The sequence below is a fragment of the Costertonia aggregata genome, assembly GCF_013402795.1.
GTDB classification, from domain to species: Bacteria; Bacteroidota; Bacteroidia; order Flavobacteriales; family Flavobacteriaceae; genus Costertonia; species Costertonia aggregata.
In genome coordinates this window covers 2905546-2921850 of sequence record NZ_CP058595.1, presented here as the reverse complement: position 1 = coordinate 2921850, position 16305 = coordinate 2905546, and the positions used below count along the sequence as shown (strand labels likewise).

15 protein-coding genes are annotated in these 16305 nt (G+C 39.1%); 5 read left to right on the top strand and 10 right to left on the bottom strand.

Going from position 1 to position 16305, the window contains the following annotated elements; genetic code table 11:
• Positions 1–39 precede the first annotated feature (39 nt).
• Together HYG79_RS13455 and HYG79_RS13450 are read left to right on the top strand one after the other, a co-directional pair.
• Positions 40–495: a zinc-binding metallopeptidase family protein gene (locus HYG79_RS13455; RefSeq protein WP_179242590.1), complete on the top strand. Its 456-nt coding sequence runs from the start codon at positions 40–42 to the stop codon at positions 493–495.
• On the top strand, positions 496–1563 hold the full coding sequence (locus tag HYG79_RS13450; protein ID WP_228027992.1) for a M20/M25/M40 family metallo-hydrolase: 1068 nt from the start codon (positions 496–498) through the stop codon (positions 1561–1563).
• 106 nt (positions 1564–1669) lie between these two features.
• On the opposite strand, the gene HYG79_RS13445 is transcribed toward HYG79_RS13450, so the two are convergent.
• Entirely contained in the window at positions 1670–2095 is a 426-nt protein-coding gene (locus tag HYG79_RS13445; protein ID WP_179242588.1) for an Hsp20/alpha crystallin family protein, read from the bottom strand.
• A gap of 216 nt (positions 2096–2311) precedes the next feature.
• On the opposite strand from HYG79_RS13445, the gene HYG79_RS13440 reads away from it, so the two are divergent.
• On the top strand, positions 2312–2692 hold the full coding sequence (locus HYG79_RS13440; RefSeq protein ID WP_179242587.1) for a DUF1456 family protein: 381 nt from the start codon (positions 2312–2314) through the stop codon (positions 2690–2692).
• Positions 2693–2850: 158 nt separating this feature from the next.
• On the opposite strand, the gene sucC is transcribed toward HYG79_RS13440, so the two are convergent.
• Complete coding sequence (gene sucC, locus HYG79_RS13435) at positions 2851–4044, bottom strand: ADP-forming succinate--CoA ligase subunit beta (protein WP_179242586.1); 1194 nt, start codon at positions 4042–4044, stop codon at positions 2851–2853.
• A 121-nt stretch (positions 4045–4165) separates the two neighbouring features.
• On the bottom strand, positions 4166–4804 hold the full coding sequence (locus HYG79_RS13430; RefSeq protein ID WP_179242585.1) for an LON peptidase substrate-binding domain-containing protein: 639 nt from the start codon (positions 4802–4804) through the stop codon (positions 4166–4168).
• 157 nt (positions 4805–4961) lie between these two features.
• Between HYG79_RS13430 and lysA the strand changes: the two genes are divergently transcribed.
• Positions 4962–6203, top strand: coding sequence for a diaminopimelate decarboxylase (gene lysA, locus HYG79_RS13425; protein ID WP_179242584.1), 1242 nt, complete (start codon positions 4962–4964; stop codon positions 6201–6203).
• A 188-nt stretch (positions 6204–6391) separates the two neighbouring features.
• On the opposite strand, the gene HYG79_RS13420 is transcribed toward lysA, so the two are convergent.
• Both HYG79_RS13420 and HYG79_RS13415 read right to left on the bottom strand, forming a co-directional pair.
• Positions 6392–6802, bottom strand: coding sequence for a hypothetical protein (locus HYG79_RS13420; RefSeq protein ID WP_179242583.1), 411 nt, complete (start codon positions 6800–6802; stop codon positions 6392–6394).
• Positions 6803–6834: 32 nt separating this feature from the next.
• Positions 6835–7503, bottom strand: a complete 669-nt coding sequence (locus HYG79_RS13415; RefSeq protein ID WP_179242582.1) for a hypothetical protein — start codon at positions 7501–7503, stop codon at positions 6835–6837.
• A gap of 270 nt (positions 7504–7773) precedes the next feature.
• Between HYG79_RS13415 and HYG79_RS13410 the strand changes: the two genes are divergently transcribed.
• Complete coding sequence (locus HYG79_RS13410; protein ID WP_228027991.1) at positions 7774–8250, top strand: thioredoxin family protein; 477 nt, start codon at positions 7774–7776, stop codon at positions 8248–8250.
• 62 nt (positions 8251–8312) lie between these two features.
• On the opposite strand, the gene guaB is transcribed toward HYG79_RS13410, so the two are convergent.
• The 5 genes from guaB to HYG79_RS13385 all read right to left on the bottom strand — a co-directional run bounded on the left by guaB (position 8313) and on the right by HYG79_RS13385 (position 16216).
• The gene (guaB, locus tag HYG79_RS13405) at positions 8313–9785 is read right to left on the bottom strand and encodes an IMP dehydrogenase (RefSeq protein WP_179242580.1); all 1473 of its coding nucleotides are present in this window, start codon (positions 9783–9785) and stop codon (positions 8313–8315) included.
• A gap of 87 nt (positions 9786–9872) precedes the next feature.
• Positions 9873–12344 (bottom strand): TonB-dependent receptor domain-containing protein, encoded by a 2472-nt coding sequence (locus HYG79_RS13400; protein WP_179242579.1) that lies wholly within the window; start codon positions 12342–12344, stop codon positions 9873–9875.
• Complete coding sequence (locus tag HYG79_RS13395; RefSeq protein WP_179242578.1) at positions 12325–13692, bottom strand: HTTM domain-containing protein; 1368 nt, start codon at positions 13690–13692, stop codon at positions 12325–12327. The genes HYG79_RS13400 and HYG79_RS13395 overlap by 20 nt, the downstream gene beginning before the upstream one ends.
• Before the next feature lie 4 nt (positions 13693–13696).
• On the bottom strand, positions 13697–14827 hold the full coding sequence (locus HYG79_RS13390) for an imelysin family protein (RefSeq protein WP_179242577.1): 1131 nt from the start codon (positions 14825–14827) through the stop codon (positions 13697–13699).
• Between the two features lie 102 nt (positions 14828–14929).
• Positions 14930–16216 carry a DUF4856 domain-containing protein gene (locus HYG79_RS13385; RefSeq protein ID WP_179242576.1) on the bottom strand — a complete coding sequence of 429 codons (1287 nt, stop codon included), beginning with the start codon at positions 16214–16216 and terminating at the stop codon, positions 14930–14932.
• Positions 16217–16305: the final 89 nt, after the last annotated feature.

Genomic DNA, 16305 nt, shown 5'->3' with positions numbered 1-16305 from the left:
TTTTTAGATTAGTCTAAAATTGAAAAAACATTGAATTTTATGCTAAAATCATTTTTATTTTTTGCACTCTTCACTTCATTTATCCACATAGGAAATTCGCAATCTTTATCAGCCTCAAAAATTAAAATTTTAGCCAAAGAAAAACTTCCTGAAGCTTTAGAGAACTTCAATGATTTTCTTAAAATACCAAACGATGGCCACTACCCTATCCAAGTTAAAAATAATTTAAAATGGTGTGATTCCGTTTTTTCAAAATTAAAATTTGACACCAAAATCCTAAAGACCAAAGGAGCGCCCTTACTTTTTGCGGAGAAAAAAATCAGCGCTAAAAAAAAGACCGTTCTCTTTTATCTTCAAATTGACGGACAACCCGTTGACACCTCAAAATGGAATCAGGCAAATCCATTTGTCCCCGTTTTGAAAGCGAACAAAAACAGCACTTGGGAGATTATCGATTTTGATAGATTACAAACCGAATTTGATCCCGATTGGTGAATTTTTGCACGTTCCGCCTCTGATTCCAAAGGCCCGGCAATGGCATTTATAACCGCACTTGAAATTTTGGATGCCGCAAATACAAAGCCACTTTATAACATTAAAGTCATTATGGATTTTCAGGAGGAAATGGGCTCTCCCCATTTACCCGCTACAGTTGCATCGCAAAGCGATCTATTCGCCGCCGATATGCTTTTTGTTATGGACGGCACAAGACACCTATCCAACCTACCTACGCTTACCTACGGCGCAAGGGGAATAGCCACCGCCAAACTAAAGGTTTTTGGCGCCCATTACCCTTTGCATAGTGGACAGTATGGTAATTTTGCCCCAAATCCCGTATTCCAGGCCGCAAAACTTATCTCCGGACTAAAAGACGATACGGGAAGAGTGACCATTCCCGGTTTTTATGACGGAATAACCATTACAAAAAAAGAAAAGGCACTACTTCAAAAAGTCCCGGAAAATTTGGACAGTATACGAAAACGACTTGGTATTGCTGTACAAGACCAAGTAGGGGTAAATTATCAGGAATCCCTGCAATATCCTTCATTGAACATAAGAGGGTTACGATCTGGTTGGGTCGGGGACAAAGTTAGAACCATAATCCCCTCCGAAGTACTTACGGAAATTGATATGCGTCTAGTACCCGAATCCGATGGGAGAAGACTTATGGAACTCCTAAAAACCTACATCAAAGAAAATGGATATCATTTAGTAGACTCCATTCCCTCGGATAAAGAAAGGGCCATTTATCCCAAACTGGCGTCTTTCACCTATAAAATCGGCTCAAAACCTTTTCGAACCCCTATGGATTCGCCCATCGGTAATTTTTTGAATAAGGCATTACATAAGGTTTTTGGCAACAATATCGTTAACATGCGAACTACCGGAGGCTCTCAACCCATGGCCCCTTTTATCAACACATTAAATGTTCCTGCAGTATCAATACGCATTCCCAATCCGGATAACAACATACACAGCCCCAATGAGAATATTCGCTTGGGAAATTTTCTTGAGGGCATAATTACCTGTCTTGCCATTTTAGACGAGCCCATCCCCAAATAAAAAAGCACCCTGAACAATCAGGATGCTTTTCAACTAACCAACTAAACAAACCAACCATTATGAAAACTCATGAACGAGCTGTTCATAATTTTTTAATGCCCAAGTTTTAGGACAGTTCTATCATTCTTTTGGGTTTTGGTAATGCTTCTTCCTTTTTTGGCAAGACAAACCTTAACACACCATCATCATAAGTAGCATCAATTTTGTCCACATCAATAGTTTCAGGCAAGGTAAACGACCTTTTAAAAGAAGTGTAACTAAATTCTCTTCGGGTATAGTTCTCTTCTGATACTTTATTCTCGGATTTATTTTCCGAAGAAACCGTCAACAAATCATTGTCCACCTCAATATTAAAGTCTTCTTTCTTTCCTCCAGGGATTGCCATTTCCAACTCAAATTCTTTTTCGTTCTCCTTAATATTTACGGCAGGAGAGGTTCTGTTCAAATTCTCGGTTCCACCAAACCAATCTGGGCTGAATATTTCATTCATCAAAGAAGGAAACATCAAATTATTTCTTTTTACTATACTCATAATACTAATATTATTGTTAAACTTTTATTTGCTTTACATATGGCAAAAGCTGTTCCAATAGAAAAAATAAGACTTTATGTCATATCTATATGATAAAAAAATGACTATTTGTCATTTTTTCTATAACACCAGCAGAATATAGTTGTCAAAGCATAACTATATCAACCTTGACCATAGAACAAGAATTTGTAATACCTTGCAGAAAAATTTTAGAACATGACCAATAATGATATTTTTAAAAAATTACGTGTAGCCTTAATGTTAAGGGACGATGATATTGTAGAAATTTTAAAGCTGGTCGATTTTAAGATATCCACAAGTGAACTCGGTGCATTTTTCAGAAAAGAAGACCATCCAAAATACATGGAATGTGGAGACCAGATACTTCGAAATTTTCTGAACGGTCTCGTAATTCACCTAAGAGGAACAAAAGAAAATCCAAAAAAACCGGGAGATGCCCTGCCAAGAACAACAGATTCAAACATCAGCAAAAAACAAAAAACGGTTTTTAAGGCCCAGCAACGAAAAAAAATGAATACGGATATTACGAACGTAAAATACAAGAACAAGAAAAAACCGGGTTCCGGTCAGAATTAAAACTTAAGATTTGGCAACCCTATCAAATCAGCCTAAAACAATGTCTTTTGTATTGAAACTAATTTTTGATACCGTTAAAGAAGTCTTGGGTGAATCAAAAAGGGTGGCGTTTTAAACGCCACCCTTTTTGATTATATATAATAGGAGTAAACTTTTTCCTAACCCAAAACCTCTTTTACTTTATCGGCTGCCTCTTGAAACTGTACCGCAGAATGAACGGCCAAACCAGAATTATCGATAATTTCTTTTGCTATTTCAGCATTGGTGCCTTGCAACCTGACTATGATAGGAACTTTTATAGCGTCACCCATGTTCTTATACGCTTCAACAATACCGTTGGCGACACGATCGCAACGTACAATACCTCCAAATATATTTACCAATATGGCTTTAACACCTTCATCCTTTAAAATAATACGAAAGGCTTCCTCGACCCGTTTTGCATCGGCTGTACCTCCTACGTCCAAGAAGTTTGCCGGATCCCCACCAGCCATTTTAATCAAATCCATTGTAGCCATGGCCAAACCTGCACCATTAACCAAACAGCCAACATTACCATCCAAATCTACATAATTTAAACCCAGGGCGCCTGCTTCTACTTCAATTGGGTTTTCTTCCCTCAAATCCCGCATTTCAGCGTATTGCTTTCTACGGAACAAGGCATTGTCATCTATAGAAACTTTGGCATCAACGGCCATTATCTTATCGTCCGATGTTTTTAAAACCGGGTTTATTTCAAACATGCTAGAATCGCTCTCAACATATGCTTTGTACAATGCAGAGACAAATTTTGTCATTTCCTTGAAAGCTGTTCCTGACAACCCAAGGTTAAAAGCTATTTTTCGTGCTTGAAATCCCAAAAGCCCGGTAGCCGGATCTATTTCTTCGGTAAATATCAAATGCGGAGTCTTTTCGGCAACTTCCTCGATATCCATTCCACCTTCGGTAGAATACATAATCATGTTGCGACCAGTACCACGATTCAACAAAACCGACATATAAAATTCATTGGTCTCGCTATCGCCGGGATAGTATACATCTTCGGCCACTAATACCTGGTGTACTTTTTTACCCTCTGCGGAGGTCTGTGGGGTAATCAGGTTCATCCCGATGATATTCCCTGCTATTTCCTCAACTTCTTTCAAGTTTTTGGCCAACTTGACACCGCCGCCTTTGCCACGGCCACCCGCATGCACTTGTGCTTTTATCACGTGCCAACCCGTACCGGTCTCTTGGGTAAGTTGCTTTGCAGCATCAACTGCCTCTTTGGCGTTATGGGCAACTATACCACGTTGGATTCGCACACCAAAACTTTCTAAAATTTGTTTTCCTTGATATTCGTGAAGATTCATAAATTAGGGTCTCTTATTAGTTGGTTGCAAAAATAGCAAACCGGGTTAAGGATTCATAATTAAAATTGAAAAATGACCTATGTAATGGTAGACATACAACGCTATCCACACTAAACTTGGCCTATACTTTAAAGTCCTTGAAGTCCAAAGGATCAAAGTTCTTGAAATGACCGTTCAATTCAATCATTTTTTTTGTGCGATTTACCTCGTTCAACACATTAATGGTGACTATTAAATGCTTTTTTATAAAGGAAAGTCGCTCACTCTCTTTGCTCATTTGTAGCAATGCATATTCTTGCTCAAAAGACAAGCCCATTTTATGGGCAAGAATATAGCTGTTGAACTTGTCCAAAGCAATCGGTGTAAAAGGCACACCCATAAGCATATACAGCTCTTCTATCTTTTCCAGAACACTTTTCTTTTCTTCCAATGAACTTTCATTAACGCCCTCCAAAAACTTGACGATGCCCCCTGCGTACAACTTATCGTCCATTTCGTTCTCAAAAGTAATGACCTTAAAGACCTGGCGGGCAACACAGACCACATCCATAGCACCGCCTTCGTACGTATTTACAACTTCGACCAACTGTACCTCGGTACCATACTCCAGTCGCTCATTAATGTAAACTGGGATACCAAACGTAATGGCTTCACGTCTACAATCATCGATCAATGTTTTATATCGTTCCTCGAAAATATGCAAGGGAACCGTTTCGCCCGGAAAGAAAACCGACTGAAGTGGAAATAAAGGAATTTTCATAACACAATAATTTTCCCTAAAAATACAACTACATCAGAACACATCAAACTAAAAAACAGCTGTTGCATTTGCAACAAAATGTTTTATTTTTAATTACATGATTACTTTTTTTGTGTAAATGCCCTAATAACGATAGATTTGTTTAAAATTGATTTTAATGAAACCATCAGATTTACTCAAAATAGCGCAAACCTACGGAGACCCTGTGTACGTGTATGATTCCGAGAAAATCATATCCCAATTCAATAGATTGACCAACGCCTTTAAAGGAGTCAAAAAATTACAGCTTAATTATGCGGCGAAAGCACTTTCAAACATTACCGTGTTACGTTTAATGAACAATTTGGGAAGTGGTTTGGACACCGTATCCATACAAGAGGTACAACTGGGTTTAATGGCCGGCTTTAAGCCAGAATCCATCATTTTTACGCCAAACGGCGTTTCGTTGGAAGAAATAGAAGAGGCCGCAAAGCTAGGGGTTCGTATCAATATTGACAACCTATCGGTTTTGGAACAGTTTGGAAGCAAGCATCCCGATATTCCCGTATGTATACGGATAAACCCGCACGTAATGGCAGGTGGAAATTCAAATATTTCCGTAGGGCATATTGATTCAAAATTTGGTATTAGCATACACCAAATTCCACATCTGCTTCGCATCGTGGAGCTCACCAAAATGAACATCAATGGCATTCATATGCATACGGGCAGTGATATTCTGGATATTGATGTTTTTCTTTACGCATCCGAAATATTGTTCGAGACCGCCAAAAACTTCAAAAACCTGGACTTTATCGATTTTGGTAGTGGCTTCAAAGTACCTTACAAGGAAGGGGATATCGAAACCAATGTTGAGGAGTTGGGCGAGAAGTTGACTACTAGATTTAATGAATTTTGCAAAGTATACGGTAAAGAATTGACCCTCGCCTTTGAGCCCGGAAAGTTTTTAGTAAGTGAAGCGGGCTACTTTTTGGCAAAGGTAAATGTCGTAAAACAAACAACCTCTACCGTTTTCGCCAGTGTTGATTCGGGTTTTAACCATCTCATACGTCCTATGCTTTATGGCTCGACCCACCAAATTAGCAATATCTCGAATCCCAAGGGAAGAGAAAGGTACTACTCCGTTGTGGGATATATTTGTGAAACGGACACATTTGGCAACAATCGTAGAATAAATGAAATCTCCGAAGGGGATATTCTTTGTTTTAAAAACGCAGGCGCCTATTGTTTTACCATGGCGAGCAATTACAACTCAAGGTTTAGGCCACCCGAGGTGCTTTGGCATAATGGAAAAGCGATACTGATAAGGGAACGCGAAACTTTTGACGACCTGATTAAAAATCAGGTAGATGTGAAAGACCTCTTCAGCACCAAAAAGGAAAAAGCCACGGTTAAATAACCATGGCTTTTTTCATTTATATAACCCGATGCCCATTTTTAAAACGATTCTGTGCAAGTATGTTCGTTAGCGTGATTTTGAGGAACGAAAAATCGTATCGAGAACAATTTGATTAAAATTCTTAATCATAAAATTCACTCGAATTGACAGAGTTTCATCAAAATGCACAATGGGTTGATACAATTTCGCTATAAATTATTTTCCAAAAGCATTTGCACAGCCTTGGCACGGTCATCCATATTATCAATATTAGTGGTGGGCATATGATCTAGGGTCAAAACACCATTTTCAAATGATGACCATTTACTGGGTGTAGCCGTATGGATTTCATCCTTGATAACGATTTTTTGCAAACTCTCATGAATCGCTTCCTTGCCCATTTCATCCGAACAAATACTTTCTAGAGCCTTTACCAAGGGCTGAAAATATACTTGAGGCCAACATTGTTCGTATAAATGGCTCATACCGTCTTTTGAAATCGAGTTCCAATCTACCTTAACTTCAATATCCTTGCCGACAACATTTTTAAACTCCTTTAAAAAATCTTGATATTCGTTTTCTTGAAACGCTTTGGCTATTCTTCTTTCTGCTAATCCCATATTTTAAGTTTTAGTTTTAAATGATTTTATGTTTATAATTTTGATTCTATTTTTTTCTGCAATTCCGTCTCGAAATCTTTGTCCAACCTATAGCCCAAATTGACATTGACCAACAGTTTATTCGATTCTTTTTGTACGTTAAGTTCTGTTTTTGCAACTGACAGCTCTACAACCGTTATTTTTTTCAGAGAAGTCCTACCCAAGTTGTCCTTTCCTATTTCATCAAAAACCCGTTCTAAAACTTGCAACAGATTTTCAAACTGATGCTTCTCCTTATCTTCGATAGCCGTGCTCTCCAAAAATTGTGTGCTGATTACTAATCCGTACCCTGTTGATAATTTTTTCAAAAGTTTGTCAAATTCACGCTTCAACATTAAACGGGATGGAGCATCGGTATTGGGCGGTTCAAAGTACATCCCATTGGCCCAAACACTCTCAGTACCAGAAGCAAAGGGTATTTTAACAAGTGCGATGCTTGAATTATCGATATAACAGATATGGTTTTCTTTCATATCGTAAATAATACTAGTCTTGGTATCGTATTTCAACGGGAAACCTTCAACAACATATCCGGCATTGCATACTATTTTCACCAAAATTTTGTTTTCTTCAAATGTCTTTGCATTAAAATCGCTTATGCCCTTTAGAATATCCAAAGGTTTTTTAACTTCTAGAAACGGTAAAATTTTAGATACTTGCATTGTCTTTTCAGTTTCAAAATTTTGTAGGATGTCTCATCCTTTCCATAAGCTTTATACTTGGTAAATTTAGAAGGGCTAGGTTACCTGTAAGCCACTGTTTTCAGTGAATTGCAACATATGGTAAACCAGTAAGGGCAACACATGAAATAAAGTGCATAAAAAATCGTTAGTTTTGGTACAATAGTTGGACTAATGTTTGAAAAGAATTTTACTATGAGGTTTTTAAAATTGAATGTAAAAAAATCGATCTTATTATTTTTTCTCGGGTGTATGGGCCTGGCAGGTTCGGCACAAGAAGTAAAATGGCTTTCATGGGAAGAGGCCACTTCATTGGCGACTACCGACAAGAATCCCAAAAAAATATTTGTTGACGTTTATACGGATTGGTGCGGATGGTGCAAAAAAATGGATAAGGACACTTTTCAAAATCCAGAAGTTGCCAAATACATGTCCGAGAACTACTATATGGTAAAATTGGATGGCGAAGGCAAAGAACCTATTGAGTTTAAAGGGAAAACATACAAATTCATACCATCCGGAAGAAAAGGATATCACGAATTTGCCGCTGCATTGATGCAGGGTAAAATGAGCTACCCCACTACCATATTTTTAGATGAAAAAATGAATATGCTCTCACCAGTGCCCGGGTATCAAAAACCTGAGCCTTTTTTGAATATCGCTAAATATTTTGGGGACAATATTTATTTGGAGAAAGATTGGAAGACCTATTCCAAAAAGAGCAAGTAAACAAAAAGAATACCCGCCAATTTTATAGTGTATAGCAAAATCCTTAATACCAAGTATCCAAACTACCTACTATAATTTGGGCTTTCCTTGGTTATGGTTACATCATGCGGATGGCTTTCATTTATACCGCTAGCCGTAATCTTTACAAAACGACCAGTTTCCTTTAAGGTACCGATATCCTTAGCGCCACAATAGCCCATTCCTGCTCTGAGACCACCCACAAACTGATGAATACTTTCAAACAGTTCGCCTTTATAAGGCACACGGCCTACGATGCCTTCTGGTACCAGTTTTTTTATATCGTCCTCAACATCTTGAAAATAACGGTCCTTTGAGCCCTCTTTCATAGCCTCAACAGAACCCATACCGCGATACGACTTAAATTTACGACCTTCATAAATAATGGTCTCACCGGGAGATTCTTTTGTTCCGGCCAATAACGAGCCCAACATAACCGTATCCGCACCGGCGGCAATCGCTTTTGGAATATCGCCAGTATATCTAATTCCGCCATCGGCGATCACGGGTACACCCGAACCTTTAATAGCGGCAGCAACTTCCAGAACCGCTGAAAATTGGGGAAAACCTACGCCTGCCACTACTCTGGTCGTACAAATAGAACCTGGACCTATACCAACTTTTACCGCATCTGCACCAGCTTCCACCAAATATTTTGCAGCTTCTCCTGTAGCAATATTACCCACAATTACATCTAGCTCGGGAAATTTGTTCTTTACTTCTTTTAAAACGGCAACGACACCTTTTGTATGGCCATGGGCAGTATCTATAACAACGGCATCCACACCTGCATTTACCAAAGCTTCCGCCCTATCGACCGCGTCACCTGTAACCCCTAAAGCAGCAGCTACCCGTAACCTACCATATTGGTCTTTGTTGGCAATGGGCTTCTGAGTAAGTTTGGTAATATCCCTAAATGTGATAAGCCCCACCAATTTGTTGTCCTTATTGACCACAGGGAGCTTCTCTATTTTATTTTCTTGAAGGATATCCTCGGCCTGCTCCAATGAGGTTCCCTCGCTCACGGTAACCAAATTTTCCGATGTCATTACTTCGGAGATGGGTCTATCGTTATTTTTCTCAAAACGTAGGTCACGGTTGGTCACGATACCTATTAATTTTCCGTTATCGTCTACTATGGGAATTCCGCCAATACTGAATTCCTTCATATTAGCTTTGGCATCCTTGACCAATGAATCCAATGGAAGCGTTACGGGATCCATAATCATGCCGCTTTCGGCACGTTTTACCTTTCTTACCTTTAACGCCTGTTGCTCAATGGTCATGTTTTTATGTAGCACCCCGATACCCCCTTCTTGTGCTATGGCAATGGCCATTCTACTTTCGGTAACTGTATCCATTGCTGCTGAAACAATGGGTACATTGATGGTTATGTTACGTGTGAATTTAGATTGTATGTTTACTTCCCTTGGAAGTACTTCTGAAAATGCGGGAACCAAAAGAACATCATCATACGTGAGACCTTCTCCAAGAATTTTATTAAGGTGGGCTTGCATAGCAATTAAGGATTTAATTGCGTGCAAATGTACGGTTTTTATTGGTTAAAAAAGCACATAAACGAAGCTTTACATTCAAGCTTGAATTTACAATTTTAACTGCAAGGTCGTATAAAATGTTCTTGGTTCGGCAGGGATTATACCAGGCCCAGGATATCCGGTAGCTCTTCGGGTAAAATAACTATTGTCCAAAAGGTTATTGATTCCCGCTTCCAGTCTCCATTTTTTATAGGAATAGGATAGACTAAAATCCAAAACATCATATGCCGGTATCTCGCCCTCTATACCTCTTTGATTGTCATTGATGTCCTGTAATGCGTTTGTGGCATCGGTAAATTGACTTGACAAATAGGTATATTGTAGGCTTCCCAAAAGATTATCATACCCAAAGTTGAAACCGGTTTTTAAATTAATGCTAGGGATGAACTCCACTTTGTTCCCTTCAACGTTATTTTCTTCTGACTCTAAATATTCGGATTCGGTTAAGGCCAAGTTTACAAAATAATTGATTTTCAAATTTTCAACTCCCGAAAAAAATGTCTCTTTTAGGCTCCAATTGGCAAAACCCTCCAACCCATACATAAAAGCGGTACCTATGTTGCCCCTAAAACGAACGATTCCTCCAGTTTCAATTTCGTTTCCATTGGCATCGGTCCGTGTCGCCGGTTTTAAAATCTCGCCCAACCTATTGTCATACAATAGTCCAAAAGCACTGATATCATAGGACAAAATGTCCTTATATCTTCCCCTTGCCCCGATATCTGCCGTAAAACCATCTTCATCTGTTATATTTTGATCCACTTGAAATGAAGGGTTTACCACCCTGATATCATTAAACGTTACCGACCTGTAATTCTGGGAAAAATTGCCATACAGTTCTACACTTGTTGAAACCTTATATGTGGCCCCAAGGCCCAGTAAGACAAAAGTCCTATCAAAAACCCTGTCATCTTCTATTTCTTCATTCAAAAGAGGATTTCCCGCCAAATCCAAAACAATATTTCTAAAAGTACCTTCGCTCTCTGTTTTTATATGCTCCAATCGAAACCCTGGGGTCAGTGTAAGCTTTGGGGTAAGGTTAAAAATGTTCTCCCCAAAAAATGCGACATTCAAGTTTGGAAAGTCAAATTGGGACTGCCGCTCATAATTTGGGAAGGTATCTTCCACGAAATTGAAATCGGCATTAGTGGCCGTAGTCCCAGGCCCTTGCCTTTGATTATTGCTAGTCTTGTAAAACTTTGTTCCCAATAACAAAGCTGATTCTTTGTCCCCAAGCTTATAACGTGTCAACACTCTGGCCTCTGCGCCCCAATTTTGGAAATTATCTACCAAAAGCTCCCTAGGTTCTTCCAAATCATCCGGTTGGGAAACCCTATTGGTCCTAAAACCCAAGGCTTTTCTAGATGCATCCAAACCAAATAACTGTAAACTAAAATCGGTCTTTGACGTAAATTTATGGTCTAGGCGCAGCGAATATAATTTCCAATCCACCGCAAACCAGTTACGTTCCCTGTTGCTAAAGGTTGGGTCCTGTAAAAATTGGGCATCGGTCAAACCTCCCGGTTGTTTGGCCAAATAATTAAGAAAAGTAGTCTCTAATGTGAGCTTCGTCCTATCCGAAAATTGATAGCCTGCATGGCCAAAATAGTTTCTGCTATTGTAATTGCTGTTAGGTCTAAAACCATTACCTTCTTTGTAATTAAAGTAGGTATAGTAACTTAGTTTGCCCACCGTACCGCTTAAACTGTTAAAACTGGTAAACAAATTATAAGAACCCAAGGTTTGGCGTGTGACCAGTTCTATCTTTTTGTTCGGATTTGGTTTTTTGAACTTAAAATTCACCAATCCACCAAATTGGGTGCCGTACTGTAAGGATGCGGCACCACGCACTATTTGTATTTCTTCCAAAGCCTCTGCCGGTGGTGTATAATAACTCTCGGGGTACCCCAAAACATCGGCACTGATATCATATCCGTTTTGACGAGTATTGAAATTGGCCGTTCGGTTGGGGTCCAACCCCCTACCCCCTATATTCAGTTGTAATCCTGCATCGCCGTTATCATAAATGTTTAGGCCAACGACTTGACTGTAAATCTGTCTCGGATTGTTTGCAGCCAAATTTCCGGTAATACCATCCAAAAGTACTACCTCGCTTTTTTTTCCTGCGTATATAGCTGTACCTTCTACCTTTTTTAAATGTTTTAAGGCAAAAACCTTTTCCTTTTTTTGAGTTAATACGACTTCGGAAAGTGCTTGGGCCTGAATTTTTTTTAACTGTATCTCGACGTTCATGGCCGTATCAAAAGTTAATTCTTTATCAAACACCTCATATTCATAAGCGAAGACGATCAAGGTATATTTACCCCCAGGAACGTTCGAGAAGCGAAAGATACCTTCGGTATCTGTGGTTTCCAAACGTTGCAACTCTTTTAAGTATACTTCGGTATCGGCAACAGGTTTACCTTCTTCATTGCTTACCTTACCGGTAATGGCCATTTGACCCCATGCGGAAAAGGTTAAAAGTAAAAGTAAGCTACAACTAAATTCCTTTAATTTCATCTTTAAATGGTGTTATCCAATTTTTATGTGCAAATGATTCCTTTTCTTGGGTCAAATCAATATTGGGATTTACAAAGGTGGTGCTTAACCTGCCATTCAACGCTACCCGGCTGTCAACAAATACCTGAATATGTTTATGCCCATCTTTCTCAAAGTGTTCTTTGAGGTAATGGGCATACTCCAAAATGAAATCGGGTTGAAAAGCCATCTGTTTTTCTTGAAAAGGGGTCAAAAAATCAGCATTGTCCACATAAAACCAGATACCGGTTTCCCCATCGACTATCTTAAACTGTGCATATCCGGATTTTTCCATAAGCATGACCCGCCATGAAAACCGATACCCTTCCTCTGTCCAAAACAGCTCACCGGGATATGCCAAATACCGAAAGGGAAATACCAATTGAAATGCAAAAAACAAACCTACAACCATCATTTTCAAATGGGAAATAAGGTTGCTATCAAAAACCAAGCTTTTTCCATTTTCAAGCTTATTATCAGCTATTTTCAGTACTCTACACAGTACTTTAATGATGTTTTTATGAAGTGTTGCATCAAAAAAAATCAATGTAGAAATTATCATGATATACGGAAACATGCCTATCGGGAAAAGCACACGCGTCAACACATGAAATACAACGACCAAAACAAAGGCATAAGACCTTGTTTTTTTATACAAAAGCAAAAACGGAATGGCAAGATCATACCCAGCACCCAACCAGCTAAATGCGTATTGTACCCATTCAAGACTTAGCATATTACCTAAAAAGGGAATATCAAATTTTGAAGGTAACCAAATCTTTAAAGGCATGGCCTTGAGCAACCAATCGGAATTCAGTTTGGCCAAACCTGCGTAGAAATATACAATACCTAATATCAATTTTATACTGTTGATGGACCAAGCAGGAATATATTGGAAAGCTTTTTGGGGATTTTTCATGGCATCTACGGAGAAATATGCATTTGCCGGAAGAAAAACCATCAAAAAACTCAGGATACTGATAAAATAATAATGATTTAAATACGTGGTTTTATCCATAAGCTCTATATAAGTGAAACTCAGGAAAAATATGATGATGGCAATTCTGTATTTATATCCTATGGATATCAGCAAGGCCGATAGACCACAAACCAAAAAAATTATATAGGTATAACCTCCAATAGGTTTTACCCATTCAAAACCATAAAACGAAAAATGAAATTTGGGTTCAAGGTATAACTTCTCGATCCAGCCATAGCTCCAAAACCGAACGATACCCATAAACATCATCAAGCCAAATAAAATGCGAAAGACCGCCAAAGGGGCGGCCTCTACTGGGGCTTTTATGAGTTTATTGATAATTGAAGCCATTTACCTAATCGCCGTCGGCATCAACAAAGTCGATACTAATGCTCATAGCGGAAACCATATCAACTTTCAAGAGCGGTACTGCACGTTGAACTTCGTCATAGGCCATAAACATGTTAGTAGGCGGTGTATTATTTTCAATTTCCGTCCTAAAGGGAGAAAGATCGGCCACCATAGTGCGTGCCGAATTGAACTGGTCGTTTATCAATTGGTTTAAATCCTCGCCGTCCTTGACCGTATTTAAATCATCAAGGTAAGAAGCCAAACTTTCGCCAATTTCCGACTTTCCAAAATGTTTTCCGTTAAAAAAGTCCTGTACAGCGGCTAAACCTTCCAAAAACAATTCATTTGATACGTCGGCCTTGTAGTAACCCTCAACCTTTTCGGGAAGTGCACTTCCCGAAAAAACTCCAAGCGGTATACCCATTTTACCAGCTCTTAAAAATTTCTCATAATAAAAAATATAATCGTTCACAAAGCGGTCTACTGAAGATGTGGCCGATGATCCGTCATTGGCAACGAAAGTATCCCTGTAAGAGCTTTTCCATTGGGAAAGCACGTCGGATGATAAAGCTGTCATATCACCCAGAACAGCTTCGGTATAAGCTAGCAAAGCATCTTTACCCGTAGTGTTGTACTTAGAAACAATAGCATCGTCGGTTTCACCTAGACCGTTGATCAAATAATCCAATGCAGGAAAACCCTTGGCATCCCTATTTGATGATAGGGAAAGGTCATATGTACCACTTGCGATATGGCTTTCTATCTTATCCGCATCCGTGGGATAGATATTCATGTTCAAACGAAACCCTACGTTTTCGGCAGGACCAATCTCAAATAAAGATACTTTTTGCCAAGTCTTGTAAGCGGTTAACCATGATGCCCTAAAAGCCGTAAGATTAACAGTACTTGCATCCGCTTTGAAAGTGTCAAAACTAGCGTTCAAATTTGCCATATCAATAGCGAAAGCTTCGTAGGAAGGAATAATAATATTATCGGCCCAATTCACTAACATTGGCCCTCTCTGAAAACTAACAGGTGCAGGATTATCGTCATCTGACCCTGAGCCGTCTGAGCTATCAGAGGTACAAGCCCAGAGAAGGGATGCAAAACATAGAATTGATAAAATCTTTTTCATAGCTTATTTTAATTTATTCTAAGTAAACAAAAGTAAAAAAAGCAACCTATTCAGCGATAGGAATAGGTTACTTTTTTATCAACATTATAAAATAATCCAAAACTATTCGGATGCCTGTGCCAATGTAAAATCAAATCTTTCGGCAATGGCCGCAGCCATTGCCTCTAGGGTAGTAGTTTCTACATCCCAAAGACCATTGGGTCCATCATCCAATAAGTCGGTCAAAAAGTTATCTACTTCAACTTTTGTAAAATAGGGTTCGTTACTATTTGGCTTTCTGGTAAATTGAAGACTGTAGATAAACCCATACCCTTCCGACAAATCGTGAAACGCAGTACCAAAAGAAGCCGGGCCTTGAGCGATGGCATTTTTGCCTTGTTGTAGATAATATACTGCACGTATACCCACTACCTCGGAAATTTTTTGTTTGATAATCGCCGCCTGCTCATCGCGAACGGTATAATTACCGGCAACAATAGCAGCTCTTCCCAATTTAAAAGCTTGGTATATTTCATCTGCAATACCTACAAAATCCGAATCACCTTCTACCCTACCTATGTACTTATTCAGAAAACTATCTGCACCTAAATCGGCATTAGGGTCGGCAGAATCGGCGTTTAATCCGTACACATAACCGTATGCCTCGTCCCATTTATGCTCCATAGTTGTATATGTTTTACCTTCTGCTGGTGTTCCAGCATCGTTATTTGCCCTGTTATCCCCTTCATCCAAGATAGTCGGACTCAGATAATTATTCAAAGCTTGATCTATCATCAAGGCCCCTATCATTCCTTTGTTGAACAATTGATTGTACTCCAAGCCTTTTGCATTGATATACCTCGTAGAAGTAGCGTCAGGTATTTGGCCTGCATTACCCGCCGTGGCGGTTGTACCCCAACTGGGAAATACCTCATCAACCTGACCCTTTATCCAACTTTCAAAATCAGCTCTGATCATTGCTTGATCAGTAGCGTTGGATGAGAAGTAATCTGCCGAAGCTGCTGTTTTGCTACGCAAGTTCTTGTCAGAAGCATTCAAATCGGCATCGGAAAAATTATTCTCACCTTCTACATGGGCGAACATGGCATCCAAAACGGTCTCAGTAGTTGTCTCATCTTTTAATTTGGAAATCAATTCCTCTCCCATTTTGATTCGTGTGGTCTGTCCACCAAAATTCACGGTACTTTCACCATTTCTCGCAAATGAATATGTAGCCGGATTTTCAATCGCTGTTTCGCACGGTGCACAACTACCGCCACAATCAATGCCAGTTTCATCACCGTTTTGCACCCCATCGGTACAAGTAGGTTCAACACCATCGTCATCTGAACTACAAGAGGTAAATACAAGTCCGCTGATTGTCGCTAAGGCAAAAACAATTTTTTTCATTAGGTAAAGATTATGTTTATTTAGATTTATTTTAAATTGATGTACAAATCTAAAACATGATTTTACAACTGACAAGCTTATTTGTAATA

Excerpts from the sequence above, each read along its gene's own strand:
- sucC (WP_179242586.1), bottom strand. The coding sequence starts at position 4,044 with ATGAATCTTCACGAATATCAAGGAAAACAAATTTTAGAAAGTTTTGGT.
- HYG79_RS13385 (WP_179242576.1), bottom strand. The coding sequence starts at position 16,216 with ATGAAAAAAATTGTTTTTGCCTTAGCGACAATCAGCGGACTTGTATTT.
- HYG79_RS13445 (WP_179242588.1), bottom strand. The coding sequence starts at position 2,095 with ATGAGTATAGTAAAAAGAAATAATTTGATGTTTCCTTCTTTGATGAAT.
- HYG79_RS13455 (WP_179242590.1), top strand. The coding sequence starts at position 40 with ATGCTAAAATCATTTTTATTTTTTGCACTCTTCACTTCATTTATCCAC.
- HYG79_RS13415 (WP_179242582.1), bottom strand. The coding sequence starts at position 7,503 with ATGCAAGTATCTAAAATTTTACCGTTTCTAGAAGTTAAAAAACCTTTG.
- HYG79_RS13400 (WP_179242579.1), bottom strand. The coding sequence starts at position 12,344 with ATGAAATTAAAGGAATTTAGTTGTAGCTTACTTTTACTTTTAACCTTT.
- HYG79_RS13395 (WP_179242578.1), bottom strand. The coding sequence starts at position 13,692 with ATGGCTTCAATTATCAATAAACTCATAAAAGCCCCAGTAGAGGCCGCC.
- lysA (WP_179242584.1), top strand. The coding sequence starts at position 4,962 with ATGAAACCATCAGATTTACTCAAAATAGCGCAAACCTACGGAGACCCT.
- HYG79_RS13430 (WP_179242585.1), bottom strand. The coding sequence starts at position 4,804 with ATGAAAATTCCTTTATTTCCACTTCAGTCGGTTTTCTTTCCGGGCGAA.
- HYG79_RS13440 (WP_179242587.1), top strand. The coding sequence starts at position 2,312 with ATGACCAATAATGATATTTTTAAAAAATTACGTGTAGCCTTAATGTTA.
- HYG79_RS13420 (WP_179242583.1), bottom strand. The coding sequence starts at position 6,802 with ATGGGATTAGCAGAAAGAAGAATAGCCAAAGCGTTTCAAGAAAACGAA.
- HYG79_RS13390 (WP_179242577.1), bottom strand. The coding sequence starts at position 14,827 with ATGAAAAAGATTTTATCAATTCTATGTTTTGCATCCCTTCTCTGGGCT.
- guaB (WP_179242580.1), bottom strand. The coding sequence starts at position 9,785 with ATGCAAGCCCACCTTAATAAAATTCTTGGAGAAGGTCTCACGTATGAT.
- HYG79_RS13410 (WP_228027991.1), top strand. The coding sequence starts at position 7,774 with ATGGGCCTGGCAGGTTCGGCACAAGAAGTAAAATGGCTTTCATGGGAA.